The following is a 16,642-nucleotide window of genomic DNA, read 5'->3' as shown; positions in this document are numbered from 1 at the left end:
CGTCTGGAGAGCCTGTGATGAGCAAACAAGAAAAAACGATCAACCTCAGCGAGTCGGCGCAAGTCGACCAGCAGTCGGTGCAACCCTTCCCGCGTTCGCGCAAAGTGTATGTCGAAGGCTCGCGCCCGGACATCCGCGTGCCCATGCGCGAAATCAGCCTGCACGACACGCCCACCGACTTCGGCGGCGAAAGCAACGCGCCGGTGCTGGTCTACGACACCTCCGGCCCGTACACCGACCCCAATGTCATCATCGACGTGCGCAAAGGCCTGGCCGATGTGCGCTCGGCCTGGATCGACGCCCGCGGCGACACCGAGCGCCTGGCCGGCCTGAGCTCCAACTTCGGCCAGCAGCGCCTGAACGATACCGAACTGGCCAAGCTGCGCTTCGCCCACGTGCGCAACCCGCGCCGGGCCAAGGCCGGCGCCAACGTCACGCAGATGCACTACGCGCGCCAGGGCATCATCACCGCCGAGATGGAATACGTCGCCATCCGCGAGAACATGAAGCTGCAGGAGGCCCGCGCCGCCGGCCTGCTCAGCCAGCAGCACGCCGGCCACAGCTTCGGCGCGAGCATCCCGAAAGAAATCACTGCCGAATTCGTGCGCGAGGAAATCGCCCGCGGCCGCGCGATCATCCCGGCCAACATCAACCACCCGGAGCTGGAGCCGATGATCATCGGCCGCAACTTCCTGGTGAAGATCAACGGCAATATCGGCAACAGCGCGCTGGGTTCCTCGATCGAGGAAGAAGTGGCCAAGCTGACCTGGGGCATCCGCTGGGGTTCGGACACGGTCATGGACCTGTCCACCGGCAAGCACATCCACGAAACCCGCGAGTGGATCATCCGCAACTCGCCAGTGCCGATCGGCACCGTGCCGATCTACCAGGCGCTGGAAAAGGTCGGCGGCATCGCCGAGGACCTGACCTGGGAGCTGTTCCGCGACACCTTGATCGAACAGGCCGAGCAGGGCGTGGACTACTTCACCATCCACGCCGGCGTGCTGCTGCGCTACGTGCCGCTGACCGCCAAGCGGGTGACCGGCATCGTCAGCCGCGGCGGCTCGATCATGGCCAAGTGGTGCCTGGCGCATCACCAGGAGAACTTCCTGTACACGCATTTCGACGAGATCTGCGAAATCATGAAGGCCTACGACGTCAGCTTCTCGCTGGGCGACGGCCTGCGCCCGGGCTCGATCGCCGACGCCAACGACGCGGCCCAGTTCGGTGAGCTGGAAACCCTCGGCGAGCTGACCAAGATCGCCTGGAAGCACGACGTGCAGTGCATGATCGAAGGCCCGGGCCACGTGCCGATGCAGCTGATCAAGGAGAACATGGACAAGCAGCTGGAGTGCTGCGACGAGGCGCCGTTCTACACCCTCGGCCCGCTGACCACCGACATCGCCCCGGGCTACGACCACATCACCTCGGGCATCGGCGCGGCGATGATCGGCTGGTTCGGTTGCGCCATGCTCTGCTACGTCACGCCCAAGGAGCACCTGGGCCTGCCGAACAAGGACGACGTCAAGACCGGCATCATCACCTACAAGATCGCCGCCCACGCCGCCGACCTTGCCAAGGGCCACCCGGGCGCGCAGATTCGTGACAACGCGCTGTCCAAGGCGCGCTTCGAATTCCGCTGGGAAGACCAGTTCAACCTGGGCCTGGACCCGGACACCGCACGGGCCTTCCACGACGAGACGCTGCCCAAGGAATCGGCCAAGGTCGCGCACTTCTGCTCGATGTGCGGGCCGAAGTTCTGCTCGATGAAGATCACCCAGGAAGTGCGTGAATACGCCGCCAACCAGCGCATCGAGGCGGTGGACGTGGCGGTCGAGGATGGCATGCGCGAGCAGGCCGAGCGGTTCCGCCAGGAAGGCAGCCAGCTGTACCACAAGGTTTGACAACAACAATCGGGCAGTGCGCGCGGCGCACCGCATCGCCGGCAAGCCGGCTCCCACACCCTTCTGTGGGAGCCGGCTTGCCGGCGATTGGCCTCAATACTTTTTCTGGCGAGCACGAATCAGCATGACCACCCCCAGCCATTTTTCCCCTGACCATCCGGTCCCTTCCAGCCAGCGCCCGTTCGGCGCCCGCGACCTGTTCTCCCTATGGTTCTCCCTCGGCATCGGCCTGATGGTCCTGCAAGTGGGCGCCATGCTCGCCCCCGGCCTGGGCCTGGCCGGCGCGGTGCTGGCCATCGCCCTGGGCACGGGCGTGGGCGTACTGCTGCTGGGCGCCGCCGGCGTGATCGGCAGTGACACCGGCCTCTCGGCCATGGCCACCCTGCGCCTGAGCCTGGGCCGCCACGGCGCGCGCCTGCCGGCGCTGCTCAACCTGCTGCAACTGGTGGGCTGGGGCGCGTTCGAAATCATCGTCATGCGTGACGCCGCCAGCCTGCTGGGCGCGCGCACCTTCGGCGAACACAGCCTGTGGAACAGCCCGATGCTCTGGACCCTGTGCTTCGGCGGCCTGGCCACCCTGCTGGCGGTCAGCGGGCCATTGGCCTTCGTGCGCAAGATCCTGCGCAAGTGGGGCATCTGGGTGCTGATGGGCGCTTGCCTGTGGCTGACCTGGAACCTGTTCGCCAAGGCCGACCTGGCCCAATTGTGGAACCTCGGTGGCGATGGTTCGATGTCGCTGGCCGTGGGCTTTGACATCGTCATCGCCATGCCGCTGTCGTGGCTGCCGCTGATCGCCGACTACTCGCGTTTTGCCAGCAGTGCCAAGCGCGTGTTCGGCGGCACCGTGCTGGGCTACTTCATCGGCAATACCTGGCTGATGAGCCTGGGCGTGGCCTACACCCTGGCCTTTGCCCCGAGCGGCGAGGTCAATGCCTTGTTGCTGGCCCTGGCGGGCGCCGGCATGGGCATCCCGTTGCTGCTGATTCTGCTGGACGAGTCGGAAAAGGCCTTTGCCGATATCCATTCGGCTGCCGTTTCCAGCGGCTTGCTGGTGCCGGTGAAGATCGAGCACCTGGCCCTGGCCATCGGCGTGCTGTGCACCTTGATCGCGCTGCTGGCGCCGCTGGCGCAGTACGAGAACTTCCTGCTGCTGATCGGTTCGGTGTTCGCGCCGCTGTTCGGCGTGGTGCTGGTGGACCATTACCTGGTGCGCCGCCGCCGTGCCCCGGCACAGATCGACGGGCTGCACTGGCAGGCGCTGCTGGCCTGGGTGGTGGGTGTTGCGGTCTATCACCTGATCGCCGCGCAGGCGCCGTCGCTGGGTGCGACCCTGCCAGCACTGCTGCTGGCAGGTGGGCTGCATGCGCTACTGAGCCTCAGCCGCGGCCGGGAAACAGTTCAGGCTTGAGCACGCCGTTCAGGCGCGGGTAGGGGATCTTGAGCTCCACGTGGCCCATGGAATAGGGCGCGATGGTGTAGACCTCGTACTTGACCACTACCGCGCCGTAGGTGAGGGCGATGTGCGGGGACTTCTGGAACGGCCAGGTCTTGACGAACTCGGCGTCCTTGTCCATGCCCACGCTGATCAGCCAGGCGCGGTGGGATTCTTCCACGGTCTTCCAGAAGGTGTCTTCCTGGCCCGGCACCAGCATGTCCTGCAGGGTCAGCACCTTGTCCTGCTTGCGCGAATAGTTGATGAAGGCGCGCCCGGGCATGCCGTGGGCGCCGCCGCTGTCGAGGTAGCTCGACAATTCGACGATCACCAGGCCGTCATGCTGCTCGCGTACCTTGGCTTGCAGGTAGCTGCTGTTGCGTTTGTCGGCGGTGGCCAGGTACTGCTGCTCGTAGGCCTGCAAGGTGGCCGGCGCGGTGCCATGCTGGTTGTCTTCGGTGAGCTGCAGCAGGCGCTTCTCGACGATGGCGTCGAGTTTTGGCAGGGCCGGGAAGTGCACGGTGTCGATGTTCACCAGCGGGCAGTCACTGGCGCTGCAGCCAGGTTTGATGTGCTCCCAGGCGTCGCGCTTGACCTCGAGCGGGGCGCGGTAGTTGGGTGTGAACAGGCTCTGGCAGGCCCCCAGGGCCAAGGCCAGCACCGCCACGGAAGTCAGTTTGACAAGTGTCATGATGATCCTTGCAGAACAGGGAAAAGTCGGCCTTTGACCGTCTGCGCGGCCTTCAGTTCGCCACTAAGCTAACAGAGAGAAGGCGTGCTGTCCCGACTGGGCGAACGGTTGCCGGAAAGGGATGAAACCGGCAGGCGTGCAGAGTAGGATGGCGCGAAGCGGTAGTTGAGGTAATGAGGATTTCCATGTCAGACGCGTTCAATTCAGTGCCCAAGGGCTTCGAGATCATCGAGCGGGCCAATTGCTTCCAGGGCTTCTACAAGCTCGACAAGCTGCGCCTGCGCCACGAGCTGTTCGCTGGCGGCATGGGCCGCGAGATCAGCCGTGAGCTGTTCGTGCGGCACGACGCCGTGTGCGTGCTGCCCTACGATCCGCAGCGCGATGAAGTGGTGCTGATCGAGCAGTTTAGGGTGGGTGCGCTGGACAAGGTCGGCAACCCCTGGCTGATCGAGATGGTCGCCGGGCTGATCGACAAGGACGAGCAACCGGAAGAAGTGGCCCACCGTGAAGCCGAGGAAGAAGCCGGCCTGACCTTCAGTGCCCTGTGGCCGATGACGCGTTATTTCCCCTCGCCGGGCGGCAGTGATGAATACGTGCACCTGTTCCTCGGGCGCTGCACCAGCGAAGGTGCCGGTGGCCTGCATGGCCTGGAGGAGGAGGGCGAGGACATCCGGGTACGCGTGTGGTCGTTCGAGGATGCCCTGCAAGCTGTGCGCGATGGGCGCATCTGCAATGCGGCGACCATCATCGGCCTGCAATGGCTGGCCCTGAACCGCGATGAAGTCCGAGGTATGTGGAAGTGAACCTGCTGCGTGAGCGTTATCGGGTCGACCTGGCCGGGCTGCAAGCAGCCTGCGAGGCCAACTATGCCCGGCTCATGCGCCTGCTGCCCGACATGCGCACCACTCAGAGCTCGCGGCGCATCGGCATGACCCAGGGCGACCAGATGCTGGGCGTGCTGGTGCTCGACGTGTTGCTGGCCTGCCCCTACACCACCACCTTGCGGGTGCGTCAGGAGCACAGCCTGCCCTGGCTGCCGGTGCCACACCTGGAAGTGCAGGTGTACCACGATGCGCGCATGGCCGAAGTGGTCAGCGCCGAGCACACCCGGCGCCTGCGCAGCATCTACCCGTATCCCAACGAAGCGATGCACCAGCCGGACGAGAAAGCCCAGCTCAACCTGTTCCTCGGCGAATGGCTGAGCCACTGCCTGGCCTGCGGCCACGAACTGGCAAGTGTGCGCTGAAATGTGACGGCAGTCTGCTTCGACGGTTTGCGCGGCGCGGCTGCAGCGCCATAATTCCCGCTGAATCCGCTCGAGGAGACGGCCGTTGCCGCACCCAGACCCTTCCCCGGCACCCGTGCATGTGGTGCAACTGACCGACGCTCACCTGTTCGCCGACCCGGCGGGCACGCTGCTGGGCCTGAACACCCGCGACAGCCTGCGCCACGTGATCGACCAGGTGCGGCGCGAGCAGCCGCGTATCGACCTGCTGCTGTGCACGGGGGACCTGTCCCAGGACGCCAGCGTCGCGTCCTACCAGGCATTTCGTGACCTGACCGCCGGGCTGGGGGCGTCTGCACGCTGGTTGCCGGGCAACCATGACGAGGCGCGGGTGATGGCCGAGGTGGCGCCGCAACTGGTGCAGGCAGTGACCGACGTGGGTGGCTGGCGCGTGGTGATGCTCAACACGGCCGTGCTAGGGGCGACCCATGGGCTGCTTGCGCAGGACCAGTTGGCCGTGCTCGACGAGGCCCTGGCAACGGCAGGTGAGCGGCATTGCCTGGTGTGCTGCCACCACCAGCCGGTGGATATCGGTTGCGCCTGGATCGCGCCGATCGGCCTGCGCAATGCCGATGAGCTGATGCAGCGGCTGGCGGGTTATCCACAGGTGAAGGCCCTGCTCTGGGGGCACATCCACCAGCCATGGGATGAAGTGCGCGATGGCCTGCGCCTGCTGGCCACGCCGTCCACCTGCATCCAGTTCGCGGCGCGCAGCGAGGACTTCAAGGTGAGCGAGGAGCAGCCGGGGTATCGGTGGCTGCGCCTGCATGCCGACGGGCGGTTGGAGACCGGGGTGGAGCGAGCGACGGACTTCGAAGTCAGGCTCGACTTTGACAGCCCGGGGTATTGAGAAACTGGGGCTTCTGCGCAGCCCAATCGCCGGCAAGCCGGCTCCCACATGAAGGCCCAGTGGGAGCCGGCTTGCCGGCGATTGGGGCGCAAGGCGCCGCCGAAATTGTTGCGAAAAACCTGGCGCGGCGCCAAAACCCGGCGAACACGCTACACTGCGCATCCCTGCGCCCGCACCCACGGGCGCGAAGCCTAAGATTCCGGGGGCAGCATGTCGGGTTCCATCCTCTATATCCATGGCTTCAACAGCTCTCCACTGTCTACCAAGGCGCGCCAACTAGAGGCCGTGATGCAGCAGCTCGGGCTATCGGCCCAACTGCGCCTGCCCGCCTTGCACCATCACCCGCGCCAGGCCATCGCCCAGCTCGAAGCGGCCATCGCCGAGCTGGGTGCGCCGCTGCTGGTCGGCAGTTCGCTCGGCGGCTACTATGCCACCCACCTGGCCGAGCGCCATGGCCTGAAGGCGCTGCTGGTCAACCCGGCAGTCACCCCGCACAAGCGCTTCGACGGCTATCTCGGCAGCCAGCGTAACCACTACACCGGTGAAACCTGGGAGCTGACCCACGACCATGTACAGGCGTTGGCCGAACTGGAAGTGCCGGCACTCAAAGACCCCAGCCGCTATCAAGTGTGGTTGCAGACCGCCGATGAAACCCTGGACTATCGCGACGCCGAACGCTATTACCGAGCCTGTGCCCTGCGCATCCAGGCCGGTGGCGACCACAGCTACCAGGGTTTTGCCGCGCAGCTGCCGGCCCTGCTGGCGTTCGCCGGGGTTGCCCGGCAGCAATACGCGGCACTCGATTTTTCTGTATTTTGATTTTTTCGCATTCACCAGACTGACGACGAGAACCCATGGCCAATCCCAGCGCTAGCGCCTATAACGCAGACGCCATCGAAGTCCTCTCGGGCCTTGACCCGGTCCGCAAGCGGCCGGGCATGTACACCGATACCAGCCGGCCGAACCACCTGGCCCAGGAAGTCATCGACAACAGCGTCGACGAAGCCCTGGCCGGCCACGCCCGGTCGGTCCAGGTCATCCTGCATGCCGACCACTCGCTGGAAGTGAGCGACGACGGCCGCGGCATGCCGGTGGATATCCACCCCGAAGAAGGCGTGTCGGGTGTCGAGCTGATCCTCACCAAGCTGCACGCCGGCGGCAAGTTCTCCAACAAGAACTACCAGTTCTCCGGCGGTCTGCACGGCGTTGGTATCTCGGTGGTCAACGCCCTGTCGACCCAGGTGCGCGTGCGCGTCAAGCGCGACGGCAACGAGTACCAGATGACCTTCGCCGACGGCTTCAAGGCCAGCGAGCTGGAAGTGGTCGGCAGCGTCGGCAAGCGCAACACCGGCACCAGTGTGTACTTCAGCCCGGACCCGAAGTATTTCGATTCGCCGAAATTCTCCATCAGCCGCCTCAAGCACGTGCTCAAGGCCAAGGCCGTGCTGTGCCCGGGCCTGTTGGTGAGCTTCGAGGACAAGGCCAGCGGCGAGAAGGTCGAGTGGCACTACGAAGACGGCCTGCGCTCCTACCTGGTCGACTCGGTCAGCGAGTTCCTGCGTCTGCCTGACGAGCCGTTCTGCGGCAGCCTGGCCGGCAACAAGGAAGCCGTGGACTGGGCCTTGCTGTGGCTGCCCGAAGGTGGCGACAGCGTTCAGGAAAGCTACGTCAACCTGATCCCCACCGCCCAGGGCGGTACCCACGTCAACGGCCTGCGCCAGGGCCTTCTGGATGCGATGCGCGAATTCTGCGAGTTCCGCAACCTGCTGCCACGTGGGGTGAAGCTGGCGCCGGAAGACGTCTGGGAACGCATCACCTTCGTGCTCTCGATGAAGATGCAGGAGCCGCAATTCTCCGGGCAGACCAAGGAACGCCTGTCGTCCCGCGAGGCCGCGGCCTTCGTTTCGGGCGTGGTCAAGGACGCTTTCAGCCTGTGGCTCAACGCCCACCCCGAAGTGGGCATGCAGCTGGCGGAGCTGGCCATCAGCAACGCCGGGCGCCGCCTGAAGGCGAGCAAGAAGGTCGAGCGCAAGCGCATCACCCAGGGCCCGGCATTGCCGGGCAAACTGGCCGACTGCGCCGGGCAGGACCCGATGCGCGCCGAGCTGTTCCTGGTCGAGGGCGACTCCGCCGGTGGTTCGGCCAAGCAGGCGCGGGACAAGGAGTTCCAGGCGATCCTGCCGCTGCGCGGCAAGATCCTCAACACCTGGGAAGTGGACGGCGGTGAAGTGCTGGCCAGCCAGGAAGTGCACAACATTGCCGTGGCCATCGGTGTCGACCCCGGCGCCGCCGACCTGTCGCAGCTGCGCTACGGCAAGATCTGCATCCTCGCCGACGCCGACTCCGACGGCCTGCACATCGCCACCCTGCTGTGCGCCCTGTTCGTCCAGCACTTCCGCCCGCTGGTGGAAGCCGGCCACGTGTATGTCGCCATGCCGCCGCTGTACCGCATCGACCTGGGCAAGGAAATCTACTACGCGCTCGACGAAGCCGAGCGCGACGGCATCCTTGACCGGCTGGTCGCCGAGAAGAAGCGCGGCAAGCCACAGGTCACGCGATTCAAGGGCCTGGGCGAGATGAACCCGCCGCAGCTGCGTGAAACCACCATGGACCCGAACACCCGTCGCCTGGTCCAGCTGACCCTGGACGACCTGCCGGGCACCACCGAGATCATGGACATGCTGCTGGCCAAGAAACGCGCAGGCGATCGCAAGAACTGGCTGGAAACCAAAGGCAACCTGGCCGAGGTCCTGGTTTGATTCGTCTGCTGGCCGCAGTGCTGCTGAGCCTCGTTGCCCTGCCAAGCCTGGCGGGCAACTGGCCAGAGCTGAAGCTGGTAGCCGAGCACCCAATCGACGGCATGCGCGGTGGCAACCTTTCCGGGTTGGCCATTTGCCGTGGTGCGCTGTGGGGTGTTTCCGACCGCGACGACGACCGCATCTACCGCCTCGACCAGCAAGGCAGCGTGTGGCGCGCCCAACCCTTGACCTTCACGCCGCCGCCGGTGCCGGAGAGCGGCTTGCCCTGGGGCTTGAAGACCCGCAATTGGGCCGCGTCGTACATCCGCGGAGGCGAGCTGGACTACGAAGGCATCACCTGCGATCAGGCCGACAACATCTACCTGGTCAGCGAAGCCCATGCGGCGGTGCTGCAATTGCCGCTCGAAGGTGAGCCGGATTGGCTGAAGATCGACCCGGCGATGATTCGCCAGGCCCGTGCCAGCGGCATGCTGCTGCACTTCAACGCCTTGTTCGAAGGCCTGGCGATCAACCCCGCCGGCGACCGCCTGTGGCTGGCCGCCGAGCGCGAGCGCCGCGGGCTGGTGGCGATCGAGCGCCAGCAGTCGGTGTGGACCTGCGGCGCCACCTGCGTGCTGCTGAGCGAGGCCGGGGTGGAAATGCAGCCGCCGCAGATGCCCAACGCGCGGGCGCTGGCGCGGGATTTTGCCGACCTGGCCTGGTTCGAGGGCAAGCTGTTCACCCTCGAGCGCAATGCCTACCGCATCTGCCGGCGTGATGCCGACAGCGGCAAGGTCGAGCGCTGCTGGTCGTTCGCCGCCGATGCGCTGGTGCCGCAGCGCCTCTACGATCAGCCGTTCGGCCTGGCCGAAGCCCTGGTGATCGACGCCAAGGGCGCCTGGGTCGGTATCGACAACAACAACGGCGACCGCGCCGATGGCGAAAGCCGGCCGGTGGTCTGGCGCTTCGACGCACCGCAAGGTGGCTGGAGCGCCAAACCATGAGCCAGGCACCGGGCAAGCGTGCGGGCAGGGTACTGATGATCGTCGCCTGGGCGGCGGCGATGTTCCTCGCCACGCGTTTCTTCGGAGACTGGGAGACGCGCCAGAGCAACCCCAATGCCCAGGTGCAATCGGCGCATGGCGAAGGCTTCATCGAGGTGCGCCTGCTGGGCAACGGCCAGGGCCATTTCGTGGCCGATGGCGCGATCAATGGCCAAGCGGTGCATTTCATGCTCGACACCGGCGCCACCGACGTGGCGATCCCCGAGGTGCTGGCTCGCGACCTGGCCCTGCAGCGTGGCAGCCCGGTGATGCTCAGTACCGCCAATGGCCGTACCGAAGGCTACCGCACGCGCCTGGACAGCCTGCAGCTTGGCGATATCCGCCTGCAGAACGTGCGCGCCCTGGTGGTGCCCGGGCTGGATGGGCAAACCGTGCTGCTCGGCATGAGCGCACTGAAACAACTTGAATTTACCCAGCGCGGCGGCACCATGCTGCTGCGCCAGAACCTGAAATGACGAGGCCCGCATGAGCGACTCACTGGAACTCAGCCTCGACGGCGTCGAACGCCGTTCGTTGGCTGACTTCACCGAACAGGCCTACCTCAACTACTCCATGTACGTGATCATGGACCGGGCCCTGCCGCATATCGGCGATGGCCTGAAGCCTGTGCAGCGACGCATCGTCTATGCCATGAGCGAGTTGGGGCTCGATGCCGATGCCAAGCACAAGAAGTCGGCGCGTACCGTCGGCGACGTGCTCGGCAAGTTCCACCCCCACGGCGATTCGGCCTGCTACGAGGCCATGGTGCTGATGGCGCAGCCGTTCAGCTACCGCTACACGCTGGTCGATGGCCAGGGTAACTGGGGTGCGCCGGACGATCCGAAGTCGTTCGCCGCCATGCGTTATACCGAGGCGCGGCTGTCGCGCTATTCCGAAGTGCTGCTCAGCGAGCTGGGCCAGGGCACCGCGGACTGGGTGCCGAACTTCGACGGCACCCTGCAGGAGCCGGCGGTGTTGCCGGCGCGGCTGCCGAACATCCTGCTCAACGGCACCACCGGCATTGCCGTGGGCATGGCCACCGACGTTCCGCCGCACAACCTGCGCGAAGTGGCCAGCGCCTGCGTGCGCCTGCTCGACGAGCCCAAGGCCACCCTCGAGCAGCTGTGCGAGCATATCCAGGGCCCCGACTACCCGACCGAAGCCGAAATCATCACCCCGCGTGCCGAGATCCTGAAGATCTACGAAAGCGGCCGTGGCTCGATCCGCATGCGTGCGGTGTACCGCGTCGAGGACGGCGACATCGTCGTCACCGCGCTGCCGCACCAGGTCTCCGGCGCCAAGGTGCTGGAGCAGATCGCCGCGCAGATGCAGGCCAAGAAGCTGCCGATGGTCGCCGACCTGCGTGACGAGTCGGACCACGAGAACCCCTGCCGTATCGTCATCATCCCGCGCTCCAACCGGGTGGATGCGGCCGAGCTGATGCAGCACCTGTTCGCCACCACCGACCTGGAAAGCAGCTACCGGGTCAACGTCAACATCATCGGCCTCGATGGCCGGCCGCAGCTGAAGAATTTGCGCGCCTTGCTGCTGGAGTGGCTGGAGTTCCGCATCGGCACCGTTCGTCGCCGGCTGCAGCACCGCCTGGACAAGGTCGAGAAGCGCCTGCACCTGTTGGAAGGCTTGCTCACCGCGTTCCTCAACCTGGATGAAGTGATCCACATCATCCGCACCGAGGAGCACCCCAAGCAGGCGTTGATCGCCCGTTTCGAGCTGTCCGAGATCCAGGCCGAATACATCCTCGAGACCCGCCTGCGTCAGCTGGCGCGCCTGGAAGAGATGAAGATCCGTGGCGAGCAGGACGAGCTGCTCAAGGAGCAGGCCAAGCTGCAGGCCCTGCTGGGCAGCGACGCCAAGCTGCGCAAGCTGGTGCGCAGCGAGCTGATCAAGGATGCCGAAACCTACGGCGATGCGCGCCGTTCGCCGATCGTCGAGCGCGCGGAGGCCAAGGCGCTGTCCGAAAACGAGCTGATGCCGACTGAGCCTGTCACCGTGGTGCTGTCGGAGAAGGGCTGGGTGCGTTGCGCCAAGGGCCACGACATCGATGCCACCGGCCTTTCCTACAAGGCGGGCGATGGCTTCAAGGCCGCAGCCGCTGGCCGTTCCAACCAATTTGCCGTGCTCATCGACTCCACCGGGCGCAGTTATTCACTGCCAGCCCATAGCCTGCCTTCGGCGCGGGGCCAGGGCGAGCCGCTGACCGGCCGGCTGACGCCGCCGCCGGGCGCGACCTTCGAATGCGTGCTGTTGCCTGAAGACGATGCCCTGTATGTGGTGGCGTCCGACGCCGGCTACGGCTTCGTGGTCAAGGGTGAAGACCTGCAGGCCAAGAACAAGGCCGGCAAGGGCCTGATCAGCCTGCCCAACGGCTCCAAGGTGATGAGCCCGCGCCCGGTGGCCAACCGTGAGCAGGACTGGCTGGCGGCAGTGACCACCGAAGGCCGCCTGCTGGTGTTCAAGGTGGCCGACCTGCCGCAGCTGGGCAAAGGCAAGGGCAACAAGATCATTGGCGTGCCAGGTGATCGAGTGGCCAGTCGTGAAGAATATGTCACCGACCTGGCCGTGATTGCCGAGGGTGCGACCCTTGTTTTGCAAGCCGGCAAGCGTACCCTGTCACTGAAGCCCGACGACCTCGAGCATTACAAGGGTGAACGCGGCCGGCGTGGTAGCAAGCTGCCACGCGGCTTCCAGCGTGTCGATGGGTTGCAGGTAGAAGGCCCGGCCTGACCCGATGAGTGGTCTGGAACGGCATTTTCAGCGCCGTTCCAGGCGGAAATGCTGGAGTCGGGCCGATATTTCGCGGATGATAGTGCCCTTGCGGTGCCGGCGTGGCCGTGTGCCCGAATGAACGAATATCAGTATCACTGCGGTTTGCCGGGGGCGACCGCTTGGATGGGATGAATGAAATTTCTGCGCCTTCCATTTGCGCTGTTGATGACGGGCTTGCTGGGGCTGAGCGGATGCAGCATGCATCAGCCGGTTGCCCTGTATCAGCTCGACAGCGGTGATCCTGGCCAGCCTTCGCAAAGTGCGGGCATGGCCGTGGTGCTCGGCCCGGTGTCGATTGCCGATTACCTGCAACGTGAAACCTTCCTGCAGCGCCAGGCCGATGGCAGCCTGAGTTCGGCGACCGACGGTCGTTGGGCGGGTAGCCTGTCGGCAGACATCGATCAACTGCTGGTGCGTCAGCTGGCCTGGCGCCTGGACAGCCAGCGCGTTGTGCTGTCGCCGGCCAGCACCGGCTTCTCGCCAGACGTGCAGGTGTTGCTGTCGATCACCCGCCTGGACTCGGGCAAGAACCAGCCGGCGATTCTCGACGCCCAATGGCGTTTGCTCGACCGCCGTGGCCATGTGCGCGACAACCGCATCGTTCACCTCGAGCAGCAGCATGAGGGTACCGAGTCGTCGCAGGTGCAGGCTCAGGGGCAGCTGTTGCAGAAGCTGGCCGAACAGTTGAGCGCGGCGGTCAAGCCGCTGGCCAACCAGCCGGCGATCGCCGAGGAGGCGCCGAAGAAGCCTGCAGCACCGGTGCAGGTGAAGAAGGAGCCGGAGAAGTCGAAGATCCCGATGGCTTCGCCGATCCGTACCGATATGGAAGTCTATCGGTTCTGATACTTGCGCCAGTCACGAAAAAGCCCGCACATGTGCGGGCTTTTTTATTGCCTGGTTTGACGCATGCCCTTGTAGGAGCGGCCTTGTGTCGCGAAAGGGCCGCAAGGCGGCCCCAGGATCTCGCGGCGCTGCTGATATTGCTGGGGCCGCTTTGCGGCCCTTTCGCGACACAAGGCCGCTCCTACGAACAGCGGCGCTTGGCCTTACGCCCTGCGCTCGTGCATCCGCGCCAGCTGGCGCTCCAGCATCGACGGATAAGGCTCCATCAGCCGCTCCACGCAGCAGGCGCCCTCAGGGCTGGCAATCGGCCGAATACGGGCACGTTGGCGAATCAGTGCGTCATCGCTGATCGGCCGCTCCACCAGCAGCAGGTTACGGCTGTGCTGGGACAGCGCCAGGGCATCCTGGGCCTTTTCCTCCAGCAGCAGGTCGACCTGCTCCAGCCCCTGCAGGTCGTCGCCCAGGGTCAGGCCAAGCTGCAGTTGCAGGGTGATGCCACTGTCGGCTACCTCGATCTGCAGGGCGTGCCCCAGGGCGCGCAGCAGCTCGCCGCAGCAAATGGCGTTGGTCAGGTAGTCCTCGCCGCAGTCGCTGCTGTGGAACAGCACCAGGGTGCTGCCGTCATTGAGCGTGAAGGTTTCACCCTCGTACAGCGACGCCGCCTGTTCCAGGCAGTCGCGGTAGCGCTCCAGCAGTTCGGTCAGGCGTGTGCGCGGCAGGCGACGCAGTTGCTCCTGGGAGCCGAGCTGCACCGCCAGCACTGCGGTGTACTGCGGTTCGTCGGACTTGACCACGGTCGGCTTGGGTGCGGGCTCTTCGTCCAGCAGCCCGGCAAAGGCCTCGTCGTCGTCTTCGTCGACGTCGGCCGTGACCTTGGCGCGTGGCGCAGCTTTGGGCGCCGGCGCGGGCGCAGCCTCGTGCAGGTCGTCGAACTCGTCTTCAGGTTCTTCTTCAGGCGCAGGCTCCGGCTCCGGCGGTGGCGGCGGAGCCAGGCGGGCGTGCAGCTGGCGGGCGATATCGCCGATCTCATCCTGGCGGTCGATCGCCGGGGTGTAGGGGTGCGGGTCGCGCAGCCAGACACGCAGCTGCAGCAGCGGCAGGGTGATGTGGCGGCCTTGGCGCAGGCTCAGGCTCAGCGCCAGGGCCAGCAGGATCGCGGCCAGGATGCCCATGCTCTGCAGGCTGATCAGCATCGGCTGCTGGAACTGGTTCATGTCCAGGCTGATGCGCAACTGCCCGGCGGTCACGTCCTGGAAGGTGATCTTGGTCTGGTACAGGCCTTGCGTCTCGCCCAGCAGGCTGTTGCGCGGGCGCTGGCCGGCCTCGGCGAGGATGCGGTTGTCGACGCTGTAGATCGCCGCATGGGCCACCAAGGGGTTCTTCACCAGGTTACCCAGCAGCACGTTGAGGCTGAGGATGTCGTTGGACACCAGCAGCTCGGTCGCCGAGGTGGCGGTCTGGGTGGTCAGGCTCTGGCCAAGGGCGTCGGCCTGTTCGTGCATGGCCTGCTTGAACTGCAGGCCCATCACGCAGGCATAGATCACCAACGCCAGCGCCACCAGGAAAATGTTGGTGCTGGCGATGCGCAGTGCCAGTGGAACGCGACGTTGGCGCAGGGCTCGGAAGATCATGAGGAAGAAGTTGTCTGGTTTGACGGGCGTGGGCCGGTTCACAGAGCGCGGCTCTTAGTGGCGGAAAAGTGTTGCGCAGTATAGCGACCCGTGTTTTGTCGGCAAAGTATCGATGGCGCCCGATGGTCACGGAAAATCGGTAGAATGCGCATTTTTCATCGAAGTCGGAGCCAGGTTGTGCGCGAAATCGTCCTGATCAACATCACCGGTGAGGACCGTCCCGGTCTCACCGCCGCAATTACCGGCGTCCTGCTCCAGGGCGGTGTGAACATCCTCGACATCGGCCTGGCCGTCATGCACGGCACCTTGTCGTTCGGCATCCTGGTCGATATCCCGGACAACGAAGTGGCCACCAGCCTGCTGCAGAGCGTGCAGTCCAAGGCCCATGAGCTGAACCTGCAGGCCCGCTACACGCCGATTTCCGAGGCCGATTACCAGCACTGGGCCGATGGCCACGGTGAGGCTCGCCACATCGTCACCCTGCTCAGCCGCAAGATCACCCCCGAGCAGCTGCAGCGGGTGAGTGCGGTCATCAGCCAGTACGGCCTGACCATCGAGCGCATCGAGCGCCTGTCTGCCCGCGTCGGCCTCGATGCCGCGAGCGAAAAAGGCAAGGCTGCCGTGGAAATTTCCGTGCGTGGCGTGCCGAGCGATGCCCAGGCCCTGCGCGCCGACTTCTTTGCCTTGTCCGAAGCGCTGAGCATCGACATTGCCTTCCAGAAGGATGACCTGTTCCGCCGCAACCGCCGCCTGGCGGTGTTCGACATGGACTCGACGCTGATCGAGGCCGAGGTCATCGACGAGCTGGCCAAGGCGGCGGGCGTCGGCGAGCAGGTCGCGGCCATCACCGAGCGGGCGATGCGCGGCGAGCTGGATTTTCGCGCCAGCTTCAAGGAGCGCATGGCGCTGCTCAAGGGCCTGGATGTCGGCGTGCTCGACGAGATCGGCGCTTCCCTGCGCCTGACCGAAGGCGCCGAGAACCTGTTCGCCGAACTCAAGCGCCTGGGCTACAAGACCGCGATCCTTTCCGGTGGCTTCACCTACTTCGCCAAGCAGGTGCAGGCGCGCCTGGGCATCGACTACGTGTTCGCCAACGAGCTGGAAGTGGTCGACGGCAAGGTGACCGGCGTGGCCGTGGAGCCGATCGTCGATGCCCAGCGCAAGGCCGAGCTGCTGCAGCAGCTGGCGAGCGAAGAGGGCTTGCAGCTGGAGCAGACGATTGCCGTGGGTGACGGGGCCAACGACCTGCCGATGCTGTCGCTGGCGGGCCTGGGTGTGGCCTTCCGTGCCAAGCCGCTGGTGCGTCAGTCGGCCAAGCAGGCGATTTCGACCCTGGGGCTGGATGGGGTGCTGTATCTGTTGGGGCTGCGCGACCGCGACGCCCGCGTCTGATCTGGAATATTGGGGCCGCTTTGCGGCCCTTTCGCGACACAAGGCC

At 65.5% G+C, this 16,642-nt stretch carries 14 protein-coding genes; 12 read left to right on the top strand and 2 right to left on the bottom strand.

Annotation, left to right across the window (positions count from 1 at the left end; genetic code table 11):
• The first annotated feature begins 17 nt into the window (after positions 1 to 17).
• Together thiC and cytX are read left to right on the top strand one after the other, a co-directional pair.
• Positions 18 to 1,904, top strand: coding sequence for a phosphomethylpyrimidine synthase ThiC (gene thiC / locus ACIPG5_RS04175; RefSeq protein WP_176516126.1), 1,887 nt, complete (start codon positions 18 to 20; stop codon positions 1,902 to 1,904).
• Between the two features lie 124 nt (positions 1,905 to 2,028).
• A complete protein-coding gene (gene cytX / locus ACIPG5_RS04170; protein ID WP_401373476.1) occupies positions 2,029 to 3,312 on the top strand; it encodes a putative hydroxymethylpyrimidine transporter CytX in 1,284 nt (427 codons plus the stop codon).
• Here cytX and ACIPG5_RS04165 read toward each other — a convergent pair.
• Complete coding sequence (locus ACIPG5_RS04165) at positions 3,281 to 4,027, bottom strand: RsiV family protein (protein WP_401373474.1); 747 nt, start codon at positions 4,025 to 4,027, stop codon at positions 3,281 to 3,283. The genes cytX and ACIPG5_RS04165 overlap by 32 nt on opposite strands.
• A gap of 185 nt (positions 4,028 to 4,212) precedes the next feature.
• Here ACIPG5_RS04165 and ACIPG5_RS04160 point away from each other — a divergent pair, with 185 nt between their 5' ends.
• The 9 genes from ACIPG5_RS04160 to ACIPG5_RS04120 all read left to right on the top strand — a co-directional run bounded on the left by ACIPG5_RS04160 (position 4,213) and on the right by ACIPG5_RS04120 (position 13,573).
• Positions 4,213 to 4,830, top strand: coding sequence for an NUDIX domain-containing protein (locus ACIPG5_RS04160; protein WP_176516123.1), 618 nt, complete (start codon positions 4,213 to 4,215; stop codon positions 4,828 to 4,830).
• Positions 4,821 to 5,273, top strand: a complete 453-nt coding sequence (locus ACIPG5_RS04155; RefSeq protein WP_027920723.1) for a DUF1249 domain-containing protein — start codon at positions 4,821 to 4,823, stop codon at positions 5,271 to 5,273. Before ACIPG5_RS04160 ends, ACIPG5_RS04155 begins: the two co-directional genes overlap by 10 nt.
• An 85-nt stretch (positions 5,274 to 5,358) precedes the next feature.
• On the top strand, positions 5,359 to 6,162 hold the full coding sequence (gene cpdA, locus ACIPG5_RS04150) for a 3',5'-cyclic-AMP phosphodiesterase (protein WP_401373471.1): 804 nt from the start codon (positions 5,359 to 5,361) through the stop codon (positions 6,160 to 6,162).
• Between the two features lie 210 nt (positions 6,163 to 6,372).
• A complete protein-coding gene (locus ACIPG5_RS04145; RefSeq protein ID WP_401373469.1) occupies positions 6,373 to 6,981 on the top strand; it encodes a YqiA/YcfP family alpha/beta fold hydrolase in 609 nt (202 codons plus the stop codon).
• A 35-nt stretch (positions 6,982 to 7,016) separates the two neighbouring features.
• Positions 7,017 to 8,921 (top strand): DNA topoisomerase IV subunit B, encoded by a 1,905-nt coding sequence (gene parE / locus ACIPG5_RS04140; RefSeq protein ID WP_401373467.1) that lies wholly within the window; start codon positions 7,017 to 7,019, stop codon positions 8,919 to 8,921.
• A complete protein-coding gene (locus ACIPG5_RS04135) occupies positions 8,918 to 9,904 on the top strand; it encodes an esterase-like activity of phytase family protein (protein WP_176516117.1) in 987 nt (328 codons plus the stop codon). Before parE ends, ACIPG5_RS04135 begins: the two co-directional genes overlap by 4 nt.
• Positions 9,901 to 10,419: a TIGR02281 family clan AA aspartic protease gene (locus ACIPG5_RS04130; RefSeq protein WP_176516115.1), complete on the top strand. Its 519-nt coding sequence runs from the start codon at positions 9,901 to 9,903 to the stop codon at positions 10,417 to 10,419. Before ACIPG5_RS04135 ends, ACIPG5_RS04130 begins: the two co-directional genes overlap by 4 nt.
• A 10-nt stretch (positions 10,420 to 10,429) precedes the next feature.
• A complete protein-coding gene (parC, locus tag ACIPG5_RS04125; RefSeq protein ID WP_176516113.1) occupies positions 10,430 to 12,688 on the top strand; it encodes a DNA topoisomerase IV subunit A in 2,259 nt (752 codons plus the stop codon).
• Positions 12,689 to 12,862: 174 nt separating this feature from the next.
• Complete coding sequence (locus ACIPG5_RS04120) at positions 12,863 to 13,573, top strand: membrane integrity-associated transporter subunit PqiC (protein WP_176516111.1); 711 nt, start codon at positions 12,863 to 12,865, stop codon at positions 13,571 to 13,573.
• Positions 13,574 to 13,776: 203 nt separating this feature from the next.
• Here ACIPG5_RS04120 and ACIPG5_RS04115 read toward each other — a convergent pair whose 3' ends face one another.
• On the bottom strand, positions 13,777 to 15,246 hold the full coding sequence (locus ACIPG5_RS04115; RefSeq protein ID WP_401373464.1) for a histidine kinase: 1,470 nt from the start codon (positions 15,244 to 15,246) through the stop codon (positions 13,777 to 13,779).
• 135 nt (positions 15,247 to 15,381) lie between these two features.
• Between ACIPG5_RS04115 and serB the strand changes: the two genes are divergently transcribed.
• Positions 15,382 to 16,596 (top strand): phosphoserine phosphatase SerB, encoded by a 1,215-nt coding sequence (gene serB, locus ACIPG5_RS04110; protein ID WP_176516107.1) that lies wholly within the window; start codon positions 15,382 to 15,384, stop codon positions 16,594 to 16,596.
• Positions 16,597 to 16,642 lie beyond the last annotated feature (46 nt).

It is taken from the genome of Pseudomonas sp. NPDC087029 (assembly GCF_044745345.1).
Lineage (GTDB): Bacteria > Pseudomonadota > Gammaproteobacteria > Pseudomonadales > Pseudomonadaceae > Aquipseudomonas > Aquipseudomonas faucium.
The sequence above is the reverse complement of the archived record's forward strand: the minus strand, read 5'-3'. Positions and strand labels throughout refer to the sequence as shown.

What these genes read in the sequence shown, in the direction of transcription:
- ACIPG5_RS04130 (WP_176516115.1), top strand. Translation starts at nt 9,901, where the DNA reads ATGAGCCAGGCACCGGGCAAGCGTGCGGGCAGGGTACTGATGATCGTC.
- ACIPG5_RS04165 (WP_401373474.1), bottom strand. Translation starts at nt 4,027, where the DNA reads ATGACACTTGTCAAACTGACTTCCGTGGCGGTGCTGGCCTTGGCCCTG.
- parC (WP_176516113.1), top strand. Translation starts at nt 10,430, where the DNA reads ATGAGCGACTCACTGGAACTCAGCCTCGACGGCGTCGAACGCCGTTCG.
- ACIPG5_RS04120 (WP_176516111.1), top strand. Translation starts at nt 12,863, where the DNA reads ATGAAATTTCTGCGCCTTCCATTTGCGCTGTTGATGACGGGCTTGCTG.
- parE (WP_401373467.1), top strand. Translation starts at nt 7,017, where the DNA reads ATGGCCAATCCCAGCGCTAGCGCCTATAACGCAGACGCCATCGAAGTC.
- ACIPG5_RS04160 (WP_176516123.1), top strand. Translation starts at nt 4,213, where the DNA reads ATGTCAGACGCGTTCAATTCAGTGCCCAAGGGCTTCGAGATCATCGAG.
- cytX (WP_401373476.1), top strand. Translation starts at nt 2,029, where the DNA reads ATGACCACCCCCAGCCATTTTTCCCCTGACCATCCGGTCCCTTCCAGC.
- ACIPG5_RS04145 (WP_401373469.1), top strand. Translation starts at nt 6,373, where the DNA reads ATGTCGGGTTCCATCCTCTATATCCATGGCTTCAACAGCTCTCCACTG.
- thiC (WP_176516126.1), top strand. Translation starts at nt 18, where the DNA reads ATGAGCAAACAAGAAAAAACGATCAACCTCAGCGAGTCGGCGCAAGTC.